The following is a 20,408-nucleotide window of genomic DNA, read 5'->3' on the forward strand; positions in this document are numbered from 1 at the left end:
GGTCATGGTGACCGGCGGTCCAGCAGACTGTCCGCTCGAAAGCATCCAGTCCGGTACCCAGCCGTGGAGTCAATATAGCCGCACCTGAAAAAGAGGCACTACCATTTAGGCGCTGGATTTCATCAAGATTTCTGAGGTGCCCGTCAGAAATCAACTGGTGCACAGCAGGCGCTCCAAGTAGAGATACGTCCGGTTTGGAGGCCGCGCATTTGTGCTGATGCACAGCCTTTCGTGCTTCGCAGTGCGTCTAGGGTGGGAGAAACGTGTGATCAACCGCACTCGATGGCGGCCTCCTCCGGCGCGCGGGCCACCGCCCGCCGCCGTCTCCAGGCCATCCATTTCCCAAAGAACCAAAGGACGGCGCACCCATGCCCGCTGACCAGCAATTAGCCAAGTCGCTCAAACCGCGGCACCTGTCCATGATCGCCATCGCCGGTGTTATCGGTGCCGGGCTCTTCGTAGGCTCCGGTGCCGCCATCCAGCAGGCCGGCCCAGGAATCCTGTTGGCCTACATGGCCGCGGGCGTGGTGGTCATCCTCGTGATGCGCATGCTCGGCGAAATGGCCGCAGCGAACCCCGAGACGGGCTCGTTCTCCACCTACGCAGACAAGGCGCTGGGCAGGTGGGCCGGCTTCAGCATCGGCTGGCTTTATGCGTGGTTCTGGATCATCGTGCTCGGCATCGAAGCCACTGCCGGCGCCGCGATCATGCATCGTTGGGTTCCCGGCATCGACCAATGGGTCTGGGCCCTGGCCCTGATGGTGCTGCTGACCCTGACCAACTTGGGTTCCGTGAAGTCATACGGCGAATTCGAGTTCTGGTTCGCCTCCATCAAGGTCGCGGCCATCGTGCTGTTCCTGCTGTTCGGCGTGGCCGCCATCCTGGGTCTTGTGCCCGGCGTCCCGGCCCCCGGATTGAGCAACCTCACGGACAAGGGCGGGTTCCTTCCTAACGGCCCGGGAGCGGTGCTGGCTGGCATCCTGGTGGTGGTCTTCTCGTTCTTCGGCGCCGAAATCGCCACCATCGCCGCCGGTGAATCCGAAAACCCCGTTGACGCTGTCAAGAAGGCCGTGAAGTCAACCGTCTGGCGCATCCTAGTCTTCTACATCGGGTCCATCGCCATCGTTGTCACACTGCTGCCCTGGAACGATGCCAGCGTTGCCAAGAGCCCCTACGTGGCAGTGATCGAGCTCTTCGGAATCCCCGGGGCCGGAACCATCATGGACGTTGTGGTCCTGACTTCCGTGCTGTCCTGCCTTAACTCCGGCCTCTACACTGCCAGCCGCATGCTCTTCTCCCTCTCCCGGCGCGGCGACGCCCCCGGAGCATGGACAAAAATCTCCCGGCGCGGGGTGCCCGCAGCGGCGGTGCTCGCATCAACCGTGGTGGGCTTCATCACCGTTGGCCTTAACTACATTGCCCCGGACACCGTGTTCCTGTTCCTGGTCAACACCTCCGGTGCCATAGCCCTGTTTGTGTGGCTGGTCATCGCGTCCTCCCAGCTGGTCCTGCGCAAGCGGATGGGAGCTTCCGCCAAAGACCTGGCGCTGAAGATGTGGCTGTTCCCGTACCTGACCTGGGTGGCTATTGTCAGCATCGTGGCCCTGCTGATCGGGATGGTCATCCTGGAGTCCACCCGCGAGTCCCTGTTCCTGTCGCTGGCCCTGGCCGGCGTGGTGGTGGGCATCGGACTGTGGCGGTACCGCGGCCGCGGCAGCGGGTCGGAAGCAGGCGACGCCGACAGCCGCGACGTTCCCGTGGGAGCCGAACCTACGGCTTGAGCGCCACACCCGACGGCGGTTTTCCACATAGCAGGCTTTATGCTCCCGCCCGGCCAACCACGGGCATAGCCTTGGAGTCAAGCGCGAATCGCCTATCCGTTCCAAATGCACTAAGATATTGAAGTCTGTGCTGCGTCCTGCTTCCGTTCCTGGCGGCGGGGTACCGCACAGCATCGCAAATGAACCTCCTGTTACGGAAATGCCGTAACCGCTTAGCCCAAAGGAGGTGGGTTCACATATGCGTCCTTACGAATTGATGGTAATCATCGACCCCGAGGTCGAAGAGCGTACCGTTGAGCCGTCGCTTCAGAAGTTCCTGAACGTCATCACCAACGATGGTGGAACCATCGAAAAGGTTGACATCTGGGGCCGTCGCCGGCTGGCTTACGACATCAAGAAGAAGTCCGAAGGTATCTACGCCGTGGTGAACTTCACCGCCAAGCCGGAAACCGCCAAGGAACTTGACCGCCAGCTGTCTCTTAACGAGACCATCATGCGCACCAAGATCACCCGCCCCGAAGAGCAGAAGGTTGTTGCTGAGTAATTCAGCACCGGTTTTCATTCTTTACCCCGCAGGAAACGCACTCTTCACCCAGGATCGAACAAGGAGGCAGTAGATGGCAGGCGAGACCACCATTACGGTCATCGGTAACCTCACCAATGACCCGGAATTGCGGTTCACACCGTCCGGTTCGGCAGTAGCGAACTTCACCATCGCTTCCACCCCCCGCACCTTTGATCGCCAGTCCAACGAGTGGAAGGACGGGGAAACCCTGTTCCTCCGCGCCGCTGTGTGGCGTGAAGCAGCCGAGAACGTCGCCGAGTCCCTCACCAAGGGCATGCGCGTGATCGTTACCGGCCGTCTGAAGAGCCGTTCCTACGAAACCAAAGAAGGCGAAAAGCGCACCGTTATCGAGCTTGAGGTCGATGAAATCGGCCCGAGCCTGCGCTACGCCAATGCCAAGGTCAACCGCACCCAGCGCTCCGGCGCCGGCGGGCAGGGTGGCTTTGGCGGCGGCAACAGCGGCGGCGGCTTCGGTGGAGGCAACTCTGGTGGAAACCAGGGCGGCAACTCCGGCGGAGGCTGGGGCGGCGGCAACCAGCAGGCTGCACAGGACGATCCTTGGGCTACGCCCGGAGTCTCCAACGCAGGCGGCTGGGGCAACGGCCCCGATTCCGAACCTCCCTTCTAATAACCAATTAAGGCCCGACGCCGGGACTGCCGGAAGTGCCATACGGCACCTAAGGTGACTGCCGCCGTCGGACCACCACCATCCCGTGGATCAATATCCACGGGCTCCCTAGAATAGGAGCTCCACGATGGCTAAGGCTGAACTCCGTAAGCCCAAACCAAAGTCCAACCCCTTGAAGGCCGCTGACATCACTGTCATCGACTACAAGGACGTAGCATTGCTGCGCAAGTTCATCTCCGACCGCGGAAAGATCCGCGCCCGTCGCGTCACTGGCGTTACGGTGCAGGAACAGCGCAAGATCGCACAGGCAATCAAGAACGCCCGCGAAGTTGCCCTGCTGCCTTACTCCGGCGCTGGCCGCGGCTAAGGAAGGGATTAACTAACATGGCAAAGCTCATTCTGACCCACGAAGTAACCGGTCTCGGTGCTGCTGGCGATGTTGTAGAGGTTAAGGACGGTTACGCACGTAACTTCCTGCTCCCCCGCAACTTCGCCCTGACCTGGTCGAAGGGTGGCGAGAAGCAGGTTGAGTCCATCAAGGCTGCCCGCGCCGCCCGCGAGCACGCTTCCCTGGAAGACGCTCAGAAGCAGGCTGCTGCACTCTCCGCCAAGCCGGTCAAGCTCGTTGTCAAGGCTGGCGAGACCGGACGCCTGTTCGGCACCGTCAAGCAGGGCGACGTTGCTGACGCTGTTGAGGCCGCAGGCCTTGGCCGCATCGACAAGCGCAAGGTTGAACTGCCGGCACACATCAAGTCTGTTGGTTCGTACCAGGCCAACGTCCGTCTTCACGACGACGTTGCTGCGGTGATCGAACTCGACGTAGTGGCTGGTAAGTAGTTTCTTACTGCACCAAGAGACCCCCGTTGCCGGATTCCGGCGGCGGGGGTCTTTTGCTTGTGCGGGAAGGTCAGGGGCTGTGCAGTTCCGCCATGACGTGCCGGTATCCGGTGCGGATCATCTCAGTGAGTACCTCGCGGTCCACGTCCTCGAGTCTGTTGATGTAGAGGCAGGCGGCCCCCGTCCTGTGCTTACCCAGAGCAGCCAGCAACCTGTCCGCGTCCGGTCCGTAGGTGAGGCCATACAGGGCCAGGTTTGCCTTCCGCGGTGAGAATCCGACGGCGGCCGAGTCCCCTTCCCGCCCGCTGCCATAGCGGTAGTGGTAGCTGCCAAAGCCCACAATGGTGGGTCCCCACATCATCGGCTCTTCCCCTGTGGCGCCACGCATGAGCTCGAGCAGTTCGAAGCCGTCTGTGCGCCGCCCCGGATGCTCCACCGATGCCAGGAACTGCTCAACAGGCACTGCGGTGGGCTGGGTTTTGTTCTCTGCCATGGAACGTAGTGTCGCAGACCCGCCTGGTGCCCGCCATGACCGGTGATAGCCTGCAGCGGTGACTTCACCATCCCCGCATTCGCGGTCCCTGCTCAGCCGTCCCTTCCATCAGGTCGACGTCTTCTCCCGCGAGCCGTACAGGGGCAACCCGCTGGCCGTCGTCCTCGACGCTGAAGGCATGGCGGCGGAACAGATGCAGCAGTTTGCCAATTGGACCAACCTGTCGGAGACAACATTCCTGCTGCCCCCGACCGACCCGCGCGCCGATTACCGGGTCCGGATCTTCACGGGCAGTGAGGAGTTCCCGTTTGCCGGGCACCCGACACTCGGCTCGGCACACACATGGCTGGAATCCGGGGGAGTGCCGAAGTCTGACGGGTTCGTGGTGCAGGAGTGCGCCGCTGGACTGATCAGGGTAAAGCACGACGCCGGGCGGCTGGCTTTCGCGGCACCGCCCGTGACCCGCTTCGGGCCGGTGAGTGCTTCTGTCCGCCTCCAGTTGGCGGACGGCCTCCGGCTGCCGGAATCCCGCATCGTTGACGCTTCATGGCTGGTCAACGGGCCTGAGTGGATCGGTGTCCTGCTGGAATCCGCGGAGCAGGTACTGGCCATCGAGCCCGACCTCGCTGCGATGGGCGGGCTGAAGGTGGGCGTGATCGGTCCCCATGCCCCAGGCGCAGGCGCTGACTTCGAGGTCCGCACTTTTATCCCCGGTGACGCCATGACCGAGGACCCGGTGACCGGAAGTTTCAATGCCGGAGCGGCACAATGGCTGATCGGCAGCAACCGGGCCCCTGCCGAATACGTGGCGGCGCAAGGTACGGTCCTGGGCCGCGCGGGGAGGATCCACGTCGCGGCCGAAGGCGATGACATCTGGGTGGGCGGGTATTCCACCACCTGCATCCGCGGCATGGTGCAGCTCTAAGGCGCCGGGAATACTCCGGCACCCTGCCCTGTTCTGAAGGTAGATGCAAATGCATGTATGATGAACGAACGAGCAACAGGAGAAAATGCCATGGAATCCCGCCGCATCACAGTCCTATCCGCCGGGCTTGGCGTACCGTCGTCGAGCCGCCTGCTCGCTGACCAGCTGGCAGCCTCCGTGGAGGGGCAACTCCGCGCGGCCGGCTACAACGTGGCCGTGGACATCGTCGAACTCCGCGACCTCGCAGTGGACATCGCCAACAACTTTGTGACCGGCTACGCGGCACCCCGCCTGGCAGAGGTCATTGCGGGAGTCGAGGCCTCGGACGGCATCATCGCCGTGACGCCGGTCTTCAGTGCTTCCTACAGCGGCCTGTTCAAGTCCTTCATCGATGTCCTCGACCCGAAATCGCTGGACGGCAAGGCAGTCCTGCTGGGCGCCACCGGCGGCACGGACCGCCACCAGATGGTGCTCGACTATGCCCTGCGGCCCCTGTTCAGCTACCTCCGCACCAGGATCGCCGCTACCGGTGTCTTCGCCGGCCCACAGGACTGGGGTACGTCCGACGACGGCGGTTCCAGCCTTGCCGATCGGATCGACCGCGCCGCCGGGGAGTTCATTCGACTGCTGGAAGGACCTCAGCCCGGCCGGAAGCCCGCACCGATGGAGTCCCTTCCTTTCGAGCAACTCCTGGCCGGAATCTCCGGAAACAACTGAGCTCCGCAGCCCGGTAGGGGCCCCATCGGGGCACGACGGCCCACATAGGAGGGCGGGGCAGGCCGCAGGCGTGCGGTCAACGGCAGTGCAATAGGGGATTCCACATGCCTCACATTGGGGGGAGCCCGGGGGTTGTTTTTGATGCCCCCCGCAACTGAGACTGAACGAACTGGGGATTGACTGTTGGATTCAACTCCGGGGAGCAAAGTTAATGGACTATCCTTTTTTTCAATCCGGCGAGCGTGGTCCCAGGAGTTCCTGGCCTTTTCTAAGGCGGGGAGTTTATCGCTCTGCTGATCACCGTCCGCGTAGGTCGCGGAATCTACGCCTCCATGCGATCCTGACTGCACTGCTTGTGGCGCTTGCCGCCCTAGTGGTGCCGGGGGTGGCTTCAGCGGCTGCTGGCGATGTCGGAAGCGAGGGTCCCTCGCACACGGGGACGGGGACGCCGACGGGTACCAAGCGGGCCACCAGTGCGCTGTGGTTCAACGACGGGTTCTGGTGGGGGAATCTGTGGGATACCGCCAGCCAGGATTTCCATATCTTCAAGTTCAACGCCGGCTCCTGGGTCAATACGGGTGTGGCGACGGAAACGCGCAATGACACCCACCATGATGTGCTGTGGGACGGGAACACGCTGTACGTGGCGAGCTACAAGTTCGTCAACGACGGCGTGGCGGCCCAGGCTGGCTTCCCGACCAAGATGCGGCGGTACAGCTATGACAAAGCTAATCAGAAGTACACGCTGCTGACGCAGAGCACTACCAATATCAACAACTCCAAAGTTGAAGTTCTCACCATCGACAAGGATTCGACCGGCCGGGTGTGGGCCTCGTGGCAGGAGAACAATCGCATTTGGCTAAACGCAACTGCGACGGATGGCAAGACTTGGGGGACGCCATTCCCGCATCCTGATGCGAAGTTGAGTACCGTCTCTATGGACGACACGTCAGCCGTGATCGCCTTCGGCGGGAAGATCGGTGTGATGTGGAGCCGGCAGATGGGAGATGCCACCGACGCCATGTATTGGAGCGTCCACGACGACACGGCACTATCCAACACTAACTGGAGCACTCCTCTGCCCGCCGTGTCCGGCACGCGCAGCAGTGATGATCATATGAACCTGAAGTGGCTGGACTCTTCGAGTGGCCGGGTTTTCGCGGCCATCAAGACGTCGAACACATCCGCAAACCTGCCGCTGATCCAGCTGTTGTCGCTGGATACCACGGCGGATACCACGACCGCGAAGTGGACGGTGAGCACAATCGCGACCGTGTCTGAATGCCCGAACCGCGTGATCGTCTTGATCGACGAGTTCGCCCAAAGAGTGCGTACCTTTGCTACCTATCCCAAGCCGAGCGGCACCACGAATGCCGGAGTCTGCACTAGTTCGGGAGGCGCGATCTACGAAAAATCCGCCCCGCTGAATAACATCAGCTCCATAACCACCGCTACGAAGATACCTCGTATCATGGATGCCGATCAGTACGTACACAACGTGACATCAACGAAGCAGAACCTGAACAATGCGACGAGCACAGCCAACAGCGGCCTGCTGGTGCTCGCCGATGCGAACGCCACCAGCAGGTACTGGCACTACTACGACGGCACGGGCGGTGGCGGCCCTGTTGGCACACCTGACACCACGCCTCCGACGGTGACTGCTACGACTCCGACTTCTGGTGCGACTAACGTAGCGGTGGGCACGAATGTGACGGCGACGTTGTCAGAAGCGGTGGACCCGTCCACAAACTGGCCGGCAAGCTTCACGTTGACCGGGCCAACGGCGGCGGTGCCGGCCGGTGTGACGTACAACAGTACGAGCAGGATTGCTACCTTGGATCCCGCTTCAGACCTGGCTGCCAATACGACGTATACGGCGAAGATCGGTGGGGTGAAGGACGTTGCCGGTAACGCGATGGCGGACAAGACGTGGACCTTCACCACGGCTCCTGCGACGACTCCGCCGCCAACCGGCACACCGCAGACCGTCACTGTAACGGCGTCCGAGGACACTTATGTGTCCAACGGTACGGGTTTGACGACGACGAACTTTGGCACGAGTGCCATCCTAGGTGTGGACAACAGCCCGGTGGAGGTCGCGTACTTGAAGTTCGACCTGTCGCCCTATGGGGGCAGGACGTTGCAGAGTGCGACGTTGAAGCTCAAGAGCGCCGGGAGCGGGTCGACGGGAATCCAGAAGGTCAAACTGGTCGCCAATGATGGATGGTCCGAGACCGCTATCACGTCCGAAACGAAAAGCGCTTATCCGTTGGGCGCTACCAGCATTGGCACGCTCGGCCCGACCGCTGTCAACACCCCCTACGAGGTGACGCTGGACCCCGCCGCCGTCCGCGGGGAGCTCGGCCAACCGCTATCGCTTGGTCTGGATTCCACCAGCAGCGACGGCCTGGACCTCAACTCCAGCGAGACCGCTAGTCCTCCGCAGCTGGTGCTCACCTTCCAGTAGATCAGGCGGGACGCGAAACTAAAGTGGCCGGGACTGGCATCCGCAAGGATGGAGTCCCGGCCACTTCCATGTTTACCGCCCCAGGCCAGCGGGCGACAGGCTCACTAAGCCAAGGGCCCGGCCCGCAAGACAGAGGCCCCGCCGCTATGCGCCACAGGCAATGCGAAGCCTGCCTCGCTCAGTCTTCCAGCAGCTCGATGAACTCCCGGGCCTGCTTCATGGAAATGTCTGAATGCCGGGTGAGGGCCGTGGCGGCGGCTTCGGTGTCCCCGCTGCGGGCCAGCGTGCGGATCCGGCCGTAGATTTCGTCGTTGAGCATGTTGCTGCTGACTTCCCGGGTCACGTCGCCTTTACTGGCGATGGCCCGGTAGCGGTAGGGGAAGCGCTCGGGCTCGTCGTCGTCATCTTCCGTAGTGGCCGGGGCTGCCTCAGGACTCCGGTAGGGCTGCGGGTGGGCTGCCAGCGCACCCACCGCGTCGCGGGACGCCCGCAGGCCCTCTCCCGTGGCCTCGTAGTACAGCTTGATCGCAGCCATCGCCTGCCCCTGGGCAATCAGGGCATAAAGCCTGCGGTGTTCCTCTTCCGAAAGCTTGGCGGCGGCGGTGCGCGCCAGTTCGGCGGGAGTGGGGGCAGGCCCGGACGGCACAGCACTGCGGGCAGCCTTCCGCCGGCCGAGGGCGCGGACGGCCAGTGTTCCGCCGGCAACCACTGCCAGGAGAATAAGGACCGGGGCCACAAGCGATTCCATGTCTAACGCCGTTCTATGTGCTTCCTGGCAGCAGCCAGGTCCGATGATGCCTGGGTGTTCTGGCTGGGCCTGGTGATCCGCTCGAGTTGGGCCCGGGCAGCAGTAGCAGCCTGGACTTGGGCAGCGTAGTGCTGAGCGGAGCGTTCTGCCAGGTCACGCTGGTATTTTTCGGCGTCCGATATTCCCGAGTCGCGCGGCCTCAGGGCCGTAATAAGGCCCCAGATGAGCGCCACCAGTACGATCGCAGGCAACAGGACCAGCAGTAGTTCGCCCATGCATAGAGCTTATGCCAGATCCGGGTTATCCACAGCAATATTCACCTCTGCGCATGAAGGGCGGGCGGGAGCCCGAAGCCGGCGTCCCGAATGGAATATGAGGGCTGCCACACAGCATCTGCTGGACCTTCAGGACTCGGTGCACCTCTCTCACAGGGGACCGCCGGACGACACGCGCTGTGGATTAAATTCCACAGAAGAAATATTTACTCCACACGCAGCTATGGACGTTTCCGCAGGTCAGAGCCGTCCGCCTGCCAAAACTTTTTTTGTTTCCACAGGTTTCCCCACAGGCTGTGCACAAGCTATGCCCGGTACTGCACAGGTTATCCACACCCCTTGGCGCATGCTGGCTTTGAGGCTGGACTCCTGGCGGCTAGCGTAGCGGGGTACCTGTTCTTCGGCCCCCAGGCGGCTTATGGGAGGGCCATCTGGTGCTGCTGGACAGAATCGCTGATCCGCCAGGAACAGTTTGTTGTGGAAAACCTGTGGATAGTGGGGATAACTCCTGCTGACAGTCACGCGAAGGCTGGCCGGGCAGAATTGTCAGAGCCAACGGGTAGACCTGGACAGGTGGCGGAGCGGGGCTTTTCCCCGCATCGCCTTAGCAGGATGGATCGTCACCGGGCACTCATGTTCGGCGGTGTACACAATGGAGGACGGCAGCTTTGTCTATAGCGCATCTGGACCCGGTCGAGGCCACCCGAGGATCGGACGCGAGCCGGAAACCTCCACAGGATATTCCCGCGGAGCAGTCTGTCCTCGGCGGCATGATGCTGTCCAAGGACGCCATCGCGGACGTCGTGGAGATCCTCCGCGGCCAAGACTTCTACCGCCCGGCACACGAAACCATCTACGAGGCCATCATCGACCTCTACGGCCGCGGTGAACCGGCGGACGCTGTCACCGTCTCCGATGAGCTCACCAAGCGTGCCGAGATCAACCGGATCGGCGGGCCCGCCTACCTCCATGAGCTGATCCAGACTGTTCCCACCGCAGCCAACGCCGGCTACTACGCCGAGATTGTGGCCGAGCGCGCCGTCCTGCGCCGGCTCGTCAATGCCGGTACCAAGATCGTCCAGCTGGGCTACGGCTCCGACGGCGAGGTGGAGGACCTGGTCAACCAGGCCCAGGCCGAGGTCTACGCCGTGGCCGAGCGCCGCACCGCCGAAGACTACGTGGTGCTCAAGGACGTGATGGAGTCCACCGTGGACGAGATCGAGGCGTCCGGCCACCGCGGTGAAGGCATGACAGGCGTGCCCACCGGCTTTTTTGAACTGGATGAGCTCACCCACGGGCTGCACCCCGGACAGATGATCGTTATCGCCGCCCGCCCTGCGGTCGGTAAGTCAACCTTCGCCCTGGACTTCGCCCGGTCCGCGGCTATCAAGAACAACCTGTCCACCGTGATGTTCTCGCTCGAAATGGGCCGAAACGAGATTGCCATGCGCCTGCTCTCCGCCGAGGCAACCATCGGCCTGCAGGACCTCCGCAAGGGAACTATCAAGGACGAGCAGTGGTCCAAGATCGCCACCACCATGGGCCGGATGAACGATGCGCCGCTGTTCATCGACGACAGCCCCAACATGTCACTGATGGAAATCCGGGCCAAGTGCCGCCGACTCAAGCAGCAGCACGATCTCAAGCTGGTGATCCTCGACTACCTGCAGTTGATGAGCTCCGGCAAGAAAGTGGAGTCGCGCCAGCAGGAAGTCTCCGAGTTCTCCCGTGCGCTGAAGCTGCTCGCCAAAGAGCTCCAGGTCCCCGTCATCGCGCTGTCCCAGCTGAACCGTGGGTCCGAGCAGCGCTCGGACAAGCGGCCCATGGTGTCGGACCTTCGTGAATCGGGCTCCATCGAGCAGGATGCCGACATGGTGATCCTGCTCCACCGCGAAGACGTCTACGACAAAGAATCACCGCGCGCCGGTGAAGCGGACATCCTGGTGGCCAAGCACCGTAACGGCCCCACCAAGGACATCGTGGTCGCGTTCCAGGGCCACTACTCCCGCTTTGCCAACATGGCGGCCGACGCCGGCGGCGGCGGCTTCTAAGCGTCAGCCCGGGTTGGCTCCTTGTCGCCTCAGCCCTGGGCCAGCAGATGGTTGGGCAGCCGGTTCCCCGGCGCCTGGCCCCGGATTTCCAGCAGCTCCCGTGCGTGCGCGTGGAGCCTCCTGTCCTCGTCGCTGACGGGCACCCAAGCCGGTACAGGCACCGAGTTGCCGTCGGCGTCGCGCGCCACCATCACGGTGAGGCAGTAGGTGGTGAGGTCCATCTCACCGCTCTTCGGGTCTCCGGAGCGGACGTGGACTGCGATGTGCATGCCCTTGGTTCCGGTGTACACCAGGCGGGCCTCAACCTCCACCACGTGGCCGATCAGGAGCGGACGGTAGAACCGGACGCCGCCGGAGAACACCGCCACGGTATCCATTCCGCAGTAGCGGGAGGCGCAGACGTATGCCGCCTCATCGATCCACTTCATCACGATGCCGCCGTGGACCTTGCCGCCCCAGTTCACGTCCGTGGGAGCGGCCATAAAACGCAGGGTGACCCGCTCTGCCGTTCCTGCATCCGTATATTCCTGCCGGTTCATGGCTTCCACGATCTGCTCGCGGATGTTGATCCGGGCCAGCGCATGGTCCCGCTGCTCGATCTCTTGCGCAGTGACGGGCTCGAACTGCTTGACCGGGATGGGTTTTCCATCCTCGCCCACAGCAACAAAGATCACCATGCACTGGCTGCGCATCGTGGCCGGGCCGCCCTTCGGATCCCCGGAGGACACCACGGTGCGGATATGCATGGAGGAGCGCCCGGTGTAAACAATGGTGGCTTCGACCTCCACCATGTCCCCGCTGTTCACCGGATCCGCGAAGTGGATATTTCCCACATAGGCCGTGACGCAGTAGGACTTGGCCCAGCCCACAGCCGCCGCGTAGGCAGCCTTGTCCACCCACTCCAGGACTGTTCCCGCATCCACCGAGCCACTGTGGCCCACGTCCATGGGGGCGGCCAGGAAGCGGAGGGTCACGGAGTTGGCAGTGCCGGCGTCAGTCATGGTGCGATCATACTGACGCTCCTGGTTACCTGCCGGTTGGGGCCTGTCGCCAGGTGCTGGCACGGCGCCAGAGCGGCAGCCGCAACAGCGTTTAAGCACAGCTGGCCCGTCCGCTGGAAGGCGGGCGGGCCAGCTGGTGGCGGGTAAGGCTAACCGGCGCGGGTGTAGACGATATCCGGCTGCGCGGGAAGCTCCATGTCCTTACCGATGAAGAAGCCGGGGTGCGGCGGCTGGTTGTAGGCGATGTTCTCGCGTGCAACCGAAAGCCGGTACGCCGGATCGTGCATCAGGGTCCGGAGCCGGACGTCAGTGGACGCGGTGGTGGTGTAGATCCGCAACTCTGTGCTGTCAGCCGATGGCCAGGCGAGTTCCTCACGCCAGTCACCCAGGAGATCGGCCTGGATGGCGGGATTGCCCTTGGTGCTGTTGTTGGACTTGGCACCGGCGGCCGTCAGCAGCCTGTCACTGGATTCGGTCTCCCAGTTCCACTTGGCGATGCTGGGCGTCCCCGTGCTGGTGGCAGCGTTCCAGTCATGATCCACGATCTCGCGGAGCAGGTCGCCGTCCCACCAGGCCATGAAGTTGGCTGCCGGGATCTTGTTGGCTATCAGCTCCCCCTTGGAGGACCGCAGTTCACCAACGGGCGAGTTCCAGGCCGCGTCGCCACCAATGGCCCAGCCTTCGGCACCCGCGTAGCGCGGATCGATGTCTCCGGCGGCCGCGCGGCCGGTGTCCTTGGTGGCGGGGATGCTCCAGAGCACCTCGCCGGTCCGTGAATCCCGGAACGTGGCGCCCCTGTTGCCGCTCGAGCCCATATCCTCGTGGGCGGCAAACGTCTCCAGTCCCGGCCGGGACGGGTCGAGGTCGCTGGTGTGGATGGCGTCGCCATGGCCCAGACCGGTGGTGTACAGGGGCTTGCCGTTGTCATCGATGGTCATGGAACCGAAGACAAACTCGTCCTTGCCATCAGCGTCCACATCCACCACGGACAGGTTGTGGTTGCCCTGGCTCCGGTACTGGGCGCCGCTGATATCCGAATCGAAGACCCAGCGCCTGGTGATCTTGCCGCCCACCAGGTCGTAGGTGGCCAGCACGGCGCGGGTATAGTAGCCGCGGCTGAACATCATGGACGGGTGTTCACCATCCAGGTAGGCCACAGCGCCGAGGAAGCGGTCCACGCGGTTTCCGTACGTGTCGCCCCAGGCCCCCACGTCGCCGCGCGGCGGATCGTAGGCAACGGTGTCCATCACAGTGCCGCTGGCCCCGTGGAACACGGTCAGGTACTCCGGCCCCGTGAGCACGTACCCGCTGCTGTTGCGGTAATCGGCGCCGGGGTTGCCGATCACGGTGCCCGCGGCGTCACGCGTGCCGTCCGCCGTCTTCATCGCAACTTCAGCCTTGCCGTCGCCGTCGAAGTCGTAGGCGAGCAACTGGGTGTAGTGGGCGCCGGCACGAATGTTCGGGCCCATGTTGATGCGCCAGAGCTTAGTGCCGTCCATCCTGTAGGCATCCACGTAGACAGTACCGGTGTAGCCTGCCTGCGAGTTGTCCTTGGAGTTGGACGGGGACCACATCTGGAGGACCTCGTACGTGCCGTCACCGTCCAGGTCTGCCACGCTCGAATCCCCGGCGGAGTAGCTGTACGGCTGGCCGTCCTTGGTGTAGTCGTCGGCAGGCTTGTCCAGCTTGATGGCAAGGTAGTCCCGGGCCAGCGGCGTGAACTCCACGGTGAGCTGGTCCCCGCCGTTGCCCACGGATTTGATGACGTACCTGGAGGACGCCGTTCCTGCCGGATCGAGGAAGGTGGTGCTGTTGCGGATCGGCTCATCAGTGAGCTGGACGCCGTCGCGGATCACATGGAAGCCGATCTGCTCAGGGTCGAGTCCGAGCATGCGCCAGCCCACCCGGACCCCTTCGCCGGTCAGCAACGCAACGGGGGCGCGGTCCAGCTTCTCCATCTGGCGGTTCACCACAGTGACCTTTTCAGTCCCCACCACCGGGGACGGCGCTGATTCGCCGCCCTTATTCACGGTGGTGACGCGGTAGTAGTACTTGATGGTGGTCAGCACGGTGTAGTCCGTGTAGTTGACCTCGCTGGCACGGCCCACGTACTCAAAAGGACCGTCGGGGGAGGTGGAGCGGTAGACCTGGTAGGCCGCAGCGCCGGAAACCTTCTGCCATTTGAGCGTGACACTGGTCTTCTCCACTGCTTTGACGTCCACCTTGGCAGTGGCTGCCGGGACGCGAGTGCCGGGGTCCACCAAGGCGGTTTCCACCGTATTGGAGGGCACCGATTCCAGCCCGGTGTTGTCCAGCGCGGTGACGAAGTACTTGTACTTCAGTCCGGCGAACGCCGTGGTGTCCTGGAGGGCCGCGCTGGTCACGTTCTCCGCAATCAGCCGGGGTTCGGCTTCGAACGAGGCCTGGCGGAACACCTTGTAGCTGGCGGCATCCGCCACAGCGTCCCAGGCAAGGTCAACGGTGGGTGGTTCTGCCGCGGCATTGACGGCAACCGTGTGCAGGTTGGTGGGGCCCACCAGCAGTGGGGTGACCTCCAGGCCGTTAAGCCGCTGCCCGGAGCCGCTGATAGTGAGGTTCAGCTGTCCGTCCGAGACCAGGACCTGGTTGATGATTTTTGTTGCTGATGACGCCCTGCTCGAGGACACCTGGCCGAAGGAGGTTCCTTCTGCAGCGACGTCGGTGCGGGTGGAGCCGATCCAGTCGCTGTGGTACGTCTTCAAGGCGTAGGTGCCGTTGGGGACGTCGAGCTGGAATTCGAAGCTGGAACCGCTGAGGACGAAGTCGCGCAGCAGGTTGCTGGTCACGGCGCCGCGGTCCCGGTCGCTGAGCACCGAGATGTCCTTGAAGCCGAAGCCGCGCTGGGCCGTGTAGCCCATGGTCCGGTTGACCTCGGTGTAGCCGGTTTCGACCGGCGCTCCCACAGGCCCGAAGTCGAACTTGTACTTGGCTTGTTTGGTGGTCACCATGTGCGGGTCGCTGGGCTCGGAGAGGCCTTTGCCGTTCATCGCGGCCACGCGGACGTTGTAGGCAGTCCCTTCGTTCAGTCCGGAAAGGTTGACCGTGGGTACGGTGGAGGTGGTGGTGAGCTTGTAGGCGCTGTCCGGCTCGGAGGCCAGCTTCCGGTACACCTTGTAGATGTCCGCACCGTCAACCGGCTGCCATTTCAACAATGCCCCGGCGTTCGAGACGCTGCCGGCTACCACGCCCTGCGGCTTGGCCGGAACGGACGACGGCGGTGCGATTTCCTTGACGCGCGCGGCCAGCGGAACGCTGAGCTGCTTCACTCCGCCTGCCACCAGCCGGGCGATCTGGATGGCGCCGTACTCCTGGAAGTGGGTGTTGTCCACCGTGCCGGTGGGCCGGTTCGGGTAGATGCCCGCATCGACGTGGAGGAAGACCGATTTGGTGTCCTCCGGGCCGATGGCGTCGTAATAGGCCCGGCTCGAGGCGGACAGGTCCACCAGGGCCACGTTTTCCTCGGCGGCGAGTTCCTGCATCTTGGCGACGTACTCGGGGAAGCTGACGTTGAACTTGCCGGTGGCTTCGTCATAGTCCCGGCGGCCCACGGGCGTGACCAGGACGGGTGTTGCGCCGCGCTGCCGCGCGCCGTTCACGTACGTGCGGAGGTATTCCTTGTAGTCGGCGGGGGAGGCATAACGGTCATCCACGCCGATAGTGGCATCATTGTGGCCGAACTGGACCATCAGGTAGTCGCCGGGGTTGATGACCCGCAGGATCTCGTCCAGCCGGCCCTGGCTGATGAAGTTTTTGGAGCTGCGGCCGCCGATGGCGTGGTTCTTAAAGGAGACCTTTTCATCGAAGTAGCGCTCGATCATCTGGCCCCATCCGGCCTGGGGAGCGAAACCGGGATCATAGGTCTGCACCGTTGAGTCGCCGGCGAGGTAGACGCCGGGATCCGTGGTGGCGGTGCGGGGAGCGCGGGCGGCGATGACCAGCGAATTGATCTTGGCCGCGGTGCCGCTGAAATCGAGGTTGAGCTGGCCGTCAACCAGCGAAATGGGGAATTCCATTTCCAGATACTGGCCGGCAGGCTTGTCCGTTGCCTGCACCTTCGCCATGGCTTCGGCGGTGATGGCGATGTTCGTGGCCTCCGTGGCGTCGCCGGCAATGAGTTTGACCGTGTAGTCGCCATTGGGCAGGTCCACCAGGAAAGTGCTGCCCTGTGCCTGCACGAAGTCGGAGCGCAGCGCATCCCCCGTGCCCCGGTCTGCGCCGGAGGTGACCGCGGTGTCAGTAAAGCCGAACTTTGTGGCCGCCGAGTACTGGGTGCCGGCGGCAACAGCGGTGTAGCCATCCGCTGTGGCACCGGGACCGAAATCGAACTTGAATCCGCTTCCCACCGGCGGCAGCGCGGTATCCGCCTGGACTGCGGGGAGGCCGGTGAAGGCGATGGCAGCTGAGGCCATGGCGGCTGTCACGGCTTTTGCGGCGGTTGGGATCCGGCGGTCCCGGGAGGGAGGTGGTTGCTGGGATTGTGGGGCTTCTTGCGGGGATTTGTTCAACGGACATCTCCTTCGATGAGCGGTGGCAAGCGGTACCCAGGAAGGTTGGAACGATTCAAAACAGTAACGCGCCGACGATGGCGCCTTACGGGTTTGAGGGTTTCGAGTGATGATTCGAACTAGCTGAGACCTGGGATAGTGATGCAACTCTCGCTGCAGCAGTTATTGGTCTATCAGCCGGCAAAGGACTCTGGCAAGCGTTTTCCCAACTTTCCGTGAGTTTTTCTGGGACTACTTGTTTGGAACTGTTCGCGCCTCCGCCAGAGTTCGTGTTAAATGCCGACGGCGGATGCGCACCCAAGTGCCCATCCGCCGTCGTGAGGTTTCCGGGCGCGTGGCCCCGGAGCCGGGAAAGGTTAGGCCAGGACGGCCAGCTTCGAGTTGCTGCGGCCAAAGAGCGCGCGGTCCACGGACAGGCGGCCAGCGCCGGTCAGAGCCAAGGCGAACGCGGCCGCCGCCAGGAGAAGGACCAGTTCGTAGCCGCCGTTGGCGGCGAAAACGCCGGCAGCAGCGTGCACCATAAACAGGGCTCCCAGCATGTCCAGGACCAGGAGTGCTGCCACCACGCGGGTGAGGATGCCGAGGATCAGGGCGATGCCGCCGGCGAGTTCGAGCACGGCAATGGCGGGCGCTACTGCTTCTGCTGCGGGAACACCCATCTTGGCGAAGGAGGCCTGCGTGCCGGCGATGGTCCACTCGTTGAACTTCTGCCAACCGTGCGCTGCGAAGAGGAAGCCCAGGATGATCCGAAGGGCAGTGATTGCGGTTGTGGTAAGTCGTGACTGGTTCATGGGTATTAACTCTCGCTGCTAATAGTTGAAGAGTCAACTATTAGCGTCATAATGTGGGCTTTGTCATGCCGGCGTGGATACAACCAGACCCCCGATTAGGCTGGCAAGGTGCCCCACTTACCTGCGCCGGCGCCGGCCGCCCCACCGAAAGGACATACCCGCGAGATCCTTCGGCTGGCGGTACCCGCCTTTGGCGCTCTCGTCGCTGAACCACTCTTCCTGCTCGCGGATTCGGCGATCGTTGGCCACCTCGGCGTAGCCCAGCTGGCCGGCGTCGGATTGGCAACGGCAGCGCTGCACACCGCCGTCGGCCTGATGGTCTTTTTGGCCTACTCCACCACCCCTGCGGTGGCCCGGGCCATGGGGGACGGGCAGCCCGGTAAGGCCCTGGCGGCCGGGCGCGACGGCGTCTGGCTGGCACTGCTGCTGGGTGTTGTCCTGGCCGTGGCCGGGTTCGTGGCAGCCGATCCGCTGATCGGCCTGCTGGGCGCGGAAGGCGAGGTGCGCTCCTTTGCCGTTGACTACCTCCGTTGGTCGATGCCGGGCCTGGTGGCAATGTTGCTCATCTTCGCGGGCACCGGGCTTCTCCGTGGCCTCCAGGACACCCGGACTCCCCTGGTGGTGGCCACGGCGGGTTTTGCGCTGAACATTGTCCTGAACCTGTGGCTGGTGTACGGGCTGGGCTGGTCCGTCGCGGGTTCCGCGGTGGGCACCAGCGTGGCCCAATGGGCCATGGCCGCGGTCTACCTGGTGATGGTGAAGCGCAATGCCGGGGCGCACGGCGTGAGCCTGCTGCCCAGCTGGAGCGGTATCCGGAGCATGACGCGTGTCGGATCGTGGCTGATGCTGCGCACGCTCAGCCTGCGCATTGCCATCCTGGCCACCGTCTTTGTGGGCACGGCGCAGGGAGCCGTGAACCTGGCGGCCCACCAGCTGGCCATGACCATCTTCTCTTTCCTGGCCTTCGCCCTGGACGCGCTCGCGATTGCGGCTCAGGCATTGATCGGCAAGGAGCTGGGCGCCTCCAATCCGCATAGGGCACGGTTGTTGACCGGGACCATGACCCGTTGGGGGCTTGGTTTCGGTGTGGTGACGGGCGCACTCCTGGCCGTTGCGGCGCCTTGGGCGGGCGCCCTCTTTACGTCCGACCCGCAGGTTCAGTCAGTCCTGGCCGTTGCCTTGTGGGTCCTCGCTGCCGGCCAGCCGATCGCGGGATACGTCTTTGTGCTTGACGGGGTGCTGATCGGCGCCGGTGACGCCAAGTACCTGGCGTTGGCCGGTGTGGTGAACCTGGCCGTATACGTGCCGCTGCTGATTGCGGTGGCACTCTCGCACGCTGCGGGCGCGCCTGGACTTGGCTGGCTGTGGGCCGCCTTCGCACTGGGTTACATGGCCGCCCGCGCCGTCACTCTTGGCGTCCGAGCGCGTTCCGACCGCTGGATGGTGCTGGGTTCGCCCTAGCGCGGACCGCCACTAAACTGGACCGGTGACCCAACCGAAAACCCCTGCAGACACTGCTCCCGGAACGGCTCCCAGGGCTGACCTGTGGAAGCCGGTCCTCCTCCGCTCCGCAGCTGCACTGGTGTTCGGCGCTGTCACCATCTTCTGGGCGGCCCCGTCCATAGAGGTTATGGGCTGGTCCGGCGGGCTCTACCTGCTGGCCACCGGCGTCCTGCTGGTCTGGGGTATCCGGGCGTCGGGGTTTCAGCGGGAGAGCGCCCCGGACAAACTGCTTTCCGCTGCCGGGTCCGTGCTTGCCGGCGCAGGCGTTGCGCTGCTTCTGCTGCACGGGGACCTGCTGTTTGGTGTCATCGCTGCCCTGGGGTTGGCTGTGGCAGGAGCGCTCGAGCTGTTCTGCGGCCTGAAATTCCGGGGCCGGCACGTGTTGGCCCGGGACTGGATTGCCTCGGGCATCATCGGCCTGGGCACCGCAGCCATCCTGCCCTTCTTCATCAGCCTGGGCGCCCATGCGCTGCTCGGCGTGGCCGGTGGCGGCGCCATCATCTCCGGCGTGCTGTGGGCGCTGGCAGGGCTGAGCATCCGGCACGATGCCCGCAGCACTGCAGGAACGCCGTAAACTAGGAAGTGTCCGGTTCTACTGCTCGTAGAAAATTGGTCCGGACGCACTACCGCACTAAGCAAAACCAGGCCGGCCGGCGTGCCGCCTGCAGGGAGGAATCACCGTGGCAGACCAGCAACCAGGACATCCGCGCAAGGTGCGGACCTCGGTGAAGGGCCCGCTGATGTTCTCCGCATTCTGGGCTGTCGTGGCCTTTTTGGCTGTGGTGATCTTCGCTTCCGGCGGCAGTGCACGCGCCCCCCGTTTCGACCTGGCCTTCACCGCTGCCGGTATCGCCTTCATCGTCACTCTGGTGATCGCGGCGATGCTTTCGATGAGCCACAAGGAGAACGCCGAACACCTGGGCAAGGGCTCGGGTGTAAACCTCAGTTCGGCCCCCAAGCCGTCCCACGGCTTCGGCGGTCCGGGCCCGCAGGACCCTGCCTCCTCTCCGGATGATCTGGAGAACCCCGGGGACCGCTGAGCGTCCCTGGCCAGGCATCATCCAGGGCGGGCGCCGTCC

17 protein-coding genes and 2 pseudogenes are annotated in these 20,408 nt (G+C 63.7%); 12 read left to right on the plus strand and 7 right to left on the minus strand.

Translation table 11 applies throughout. The annotated features are described in order from the left end of the window. Nucleotides 1–368 precede the first annotated feature (368 nt). The 5 genes from BMX78_RS11245 to rplI all read left to right on the plus strand — a co-directional run bounded on the left by BMX78_RS11245 (nucleotide 369) and on the right by rplI (nucleotide 3,811). The gene (locus BMX78_RS11245; protein WP_091419441.1) at nucleotides 369–1,781 is read left to right on the plus strand and encodes an amino acid permease; all 1,413 of its coding nucleotides are present in this window, start codon (nucleotides 369–371) and stop codon (nucleotides 1,779–1,781) included. Nucleotides 1,782–2,019: 238 nt separating this feature from the next. After that, nucleotides 2,020–2,325: a 30S ribosomal protein S6 gene (rpsF, locus tag BMX78_RS11250; protein WP_015939036.1), complete on the plus strand. Its 306-nt coding sequence runs from the start codon at nucleotides 2,020–2,022 to the stop codon at nucleotides 2,323–2,325. A 73-nt stretch (nucleotides 2,326–2,398) separates the two neighbouring features. Continuing rightward, entirely contained in the window at nucleotides 2,399–2,974 is a 576-nt protein-coding gene (locus BMX78_RS11255) for a single-stranded DNA-binding protein (RefSeq protein WP_050057158.1), read from the plus strand. 127 nt (nucleotides 2,975–3,101) lie between these two features. Then, nucleotides 3,102–3,341, plus strand: a complete 240-nt coding sequence (gene rpsR / locus BMX78_RS11260) for a 30S ribosomal protein S18 (protein WP_003800144.1) — start codon at nucleotides 3,102–3,104, stop codon at nucleotides 3,339–3,341. Nucleotides 3,342–3,358: 17 nt separating this feature from the next. Next, nucleotides 3,359–3,811, plus strand: coding sequence for a 50S ribosomal protein L9 (gene rplI / locus BMX78_RS11265; RefSeq protein ID WP_091419442.1), 453 nt, complete (start codon nucleotides 3,359–3,361; stop codon nucleotides 3,809–3,811). 70 nt (nucleotides 3,812–3,881) lie between these two features. Here rplI and BMX78_RS11270 read toward each other — a convergent pair whose 3' ends face one another. Further along, a complete protein-coding gene (locus BMX78_RS11270) occupies nucleotides 3,882–4,304 on the minus strand; it encodes a DUF1801 domain-containing protein (RefSeq protein WP_091419444.1) in 423 nt (140 codons plus the stop codon). 88 nt (nucleotides 4,305–4,392) lie between these two features. Here BMX78_RS11270 and BMX78_RS11275 point away from each other — a divergent pair, with 88 nt between their 5' ends. The 3 genes from BMX78_RS11275 (at nucleotide 4,393) to BMX78_RS11285 (ending at nucleotide 8,416) form a co-directional block, all read left to right on the plus strand. Next, nucleotides 4,393–5,229, plus strand: a complete 837-nt coding sequence (locus BMX78_RS11275) for a PhzF family phenazine biosynthesis protein (RefSeq protein WP_091419645.1) — start codon at nucleotides 4,393–4,395, stop codon at nucleotides 5,227–5,229. Between the two features lie 90 nt (nucleotides 5,230–5,319). Further along, nucleotides 5,320–5,946: an FMN reductase gene (locus BMX78_RS11280; protein WP_091419445.1), complete on the plus strand. Its 627-nt coding sequence runs from the start codon at nucleotides 5,320–5,322 to the stop codon at nucleotides 5,944–5,946. A 355-nt stretch (nucleotides 5,947–6,301) separates the two neighbouring features. Further along, the gene (locus BMX78_RS11285) at nucleotides 6,302–8,416 is read left to right on the plus strand and encodes an Ig-like domain-containing protein (protein WP_286138916.1); all 2,115 of its coding nucleotides are present in this window, start codon (nucleotides 6,302–6,304) and stop codon (nucleotides 8,414–8,416) included. Nucleotides 8,417–8,594: 178 nt separating this feature from the next. On the opposite strand, the gene BMX78_RS11290 is transcribed toward BMX78_RS11285, so the two are convergent. Next, nucleotides 8,595–9,164 carry a hypothetical protein gene (locus BMX78_RS11290; RefSeq protein ID WP_091419449.1) on the minus strand — a complete coding sequence of 190 codons (570 nt, stop codon included), beginning with the start codon at nucleotides 9,162–9,164 and terminating at the stop codon, nucleotides 8,595–8,597. 2 nt (nucleotides 9,165–9,166) lie between these two features. Continuing rightward, a complete protein-coding gene (locus tag BMX78_RS11295; RefSeq protein ID WP_091419450.1) occupies nucleotides 9,167–9,439 on the minus strand; it encodes a hypothetical protein in 273 nt (90 codons plus the stop codon). A 668-nt stretch (nucleotides 9,440–10,107) separates the two neighbouring features. Here BMX78_RS11295 and dnaB point away from each other — a divergent pair. Next, nucleotides 10,108–11,490, plus strand: a complete 1,383-nt coding sequence (gene dnaB / locus BMX78_RS11300; protein WP_091419452.1) for a replicative DNA helicase — start codon at nucleotides 10,108–10,110, stop codon at nucleotides 11,488–11,490. A 29-nt stretch (nucleotides 11,491–11,519) separates the two neighbouring features. Here dnaB and BMX78_RS11305 read toward each other — a convergent pair whose 3' ends face one another. The 4 genes and pseudogenes from BMX78_RS11305 to BMX78_RS11315 all read right to left on the minus strand — a co-directional run bounded on the left by BMX78_RS11305 (nucleotide 11,520) and on the right by BMX78_RS11315 (nucleotide 17,826). Next, the gene (locus BMX78_RS11305) at nucleotides 11,520–12,491 is read right to left on the minus strand and encodes an acyl-CoA thioesterase (RefSeq protein ID WP_091419454.1); all 972 of its coding nucleotides are present in this window, start codon (nucleotides 12,489–12,491) and stop codon (nucleotides 11,520–11,522) included. A 149-nt stretch (nucleotides 12,492–12,640) separates the two neighbouring features. Next, a pseudogene (locus tag BMX78_RS23860) lies at nucleotides 12,641–14,455 on the minus strand (rhamnogalacturonan lyase); the annotation flags it as partial. Nucleotides 14,456–15,085: 630 nt separating this feature from the next. Next, a pseudogene (locus BMX78_RS23865) lies at nucleotides 15,086–16,939 on the minus strand (SGNH/GDSL hydrolase family protein); the annotation flags it as partial. A gap of 452 nt (nucleotides 16,940–17,391) precedes the next feature. After that, nucleotides 17,392–17,826: a DoxX family protein gene (locus BMX78_RS11315; RefSeq protein ID WP_091419457.1), complete on the minus strand. Its 435-nt coding sequence runs from the start codon at nucleotides 17,824–17,826 to the stop codon at nucleotides 17,392–17,394. A 108-nt stretch (nucleotides 17,827–17,934) separates the two neighbouring features. Here BMX78_RS11315 and BMX78_RS11320 point away from each other — a divergent pair, with 108 nt between their 5' ends. The 3 genes from BMX78_RS11320 to BMX78_RS11330 all read left to right on the plus strand — a co-directional run bounded on the left by BMX78_RS11320 (nucleotide 17,935) and on the right by BMX78_RS11330 (nucleotide 20,369). Continuing rightward, on the plus strand, nucleotides 17,935–19,287 hold the full coding sequence (locus tag BMX78_RS11320) for an MATE family efflux transporter (protein WP_091419458.1): 1,353 nt from the start codon (nucleotides 17,935–17,937) through the stop codon (nucleotides 19,285–19,287). Nucleotides 19,288–19,312: 25 nt separating this feature from the next. After that, nucleotides 19,313–19,903: a hypothetical protein gene (locus BMX78_RS11325; RefSeq protein ID WP_170850786.1), complete on the plus strand. Its 591-nt coding sequence runs from the start codon at nucleotides 19,313–19,315 to the stop codon at nucleotides 19,901–19,903. 106 nt (nucleotides 19,904–20,009) lie between these two features. Next, nucleotides 20,010–20,369, plus strand: a complete 360-nt coding sequence (locus BMX78_RS11330) for a hypothetical protein (RefSeq protein ID WP_091419460.1) — start codon at nucleotides 20,010–20,012, stop codon at nucleotides 20,367–20,369. Nucleotides 20,370–20,408 lie beyond the last annotated feature (39 nt).

This window comes from Arthrobacter sp. OV608 (assembly GCA_900110595.1).
Classification (GTDB): domain Bacteria; phylum Actinomycetota; class Actinomycetes; order Actinomycetales; family Micrococcaceae; genus Arthrobacter.

What these genes read in the sequence shown, in the direction of transcription:
- BMX78_RS11290 (WP_091419449.1), bottom strand. Translation starts at nt 9,164, where the DNA reads ATGGAATCGCTTGTGGCCCCGGTCCTTATTCTCCTGGCAGTGGTTGCC.
- rplI (WP_091419442.1), top strand. Translation starts at nt 3,359, where the DNA reads ATGGCAAAGCTCATTCTGACCCACGAAGTAACCGGTCTCGGTGCTGCT.
- BMX78_RS11315 (WP_091419457.1), bottom strand. Translation starts at nt 17,826, where the DNA reads ATGAACCAGTCACGACTTACCACAACCGCAATCACTGCCCTTCGGATC.
- BMX78_RS11280 (WP_091419445.1), top strand. Translation starts at nt 5,320, where the DNA reads ATGGAATCCCGCCGCATCACAGTCCTATCCGCCGGGCTTGGCGTACCG.
- BMX78_RS11305 (WP_091419454.1), bottom strand. Translation starts at nt 12,491, where the DNA reads ATGACTGACGCCGGCACTGCCAACTCCGTGACCCTCCGCTTCCTGGCC.
- rpsR (WP_003800144.1), top strand. Translation starts at nt 3,102, where the DNA reads ATGGCTAAGGCTGAACTCCGTAAGCCCAAACCAAAGTCCAACCCCTTG.
- rpsF (WP_015939036.1), top strand. Translation starts at nt 2,020, where the DNA reads ATGCGTCCTTACGAATTGATGGTAATCATCGACCCCGAGGTCGAAGAG.
- BMX78_RS11255 (WP_050057158.1), top strand. Translation starts at nt 2,399, where the DNA reads ATGGCAGGCGAGACCACCATTACGGTCATCGGTAACCTCACCAATGAC.
- BMX78_RS11295 (WP_091419450.1), bottom strand. Translation starts at nt 9,439, where the DNA reads ATGGGCGAACTACTGCTGGTCCTGTTGCCTGCGATCGTACTGGTGGCG.
- BMX78_RS11245 (WP_091419441.1), top strand. Translation starts at nt 369, where the DNA reads ATGCCCGCTGACCAGCAATTAGCCAAGTCGCTCAAACCGCGGCACCTG.
- BMX78_RS11270 (WP_091419444.1), bottom strand. Translation starts at nt 4,304, where the DNA reads ATGGCAGAGAACAAAACCCAGCCCACCGCAGTGCCTGTTGAGCAGTTC.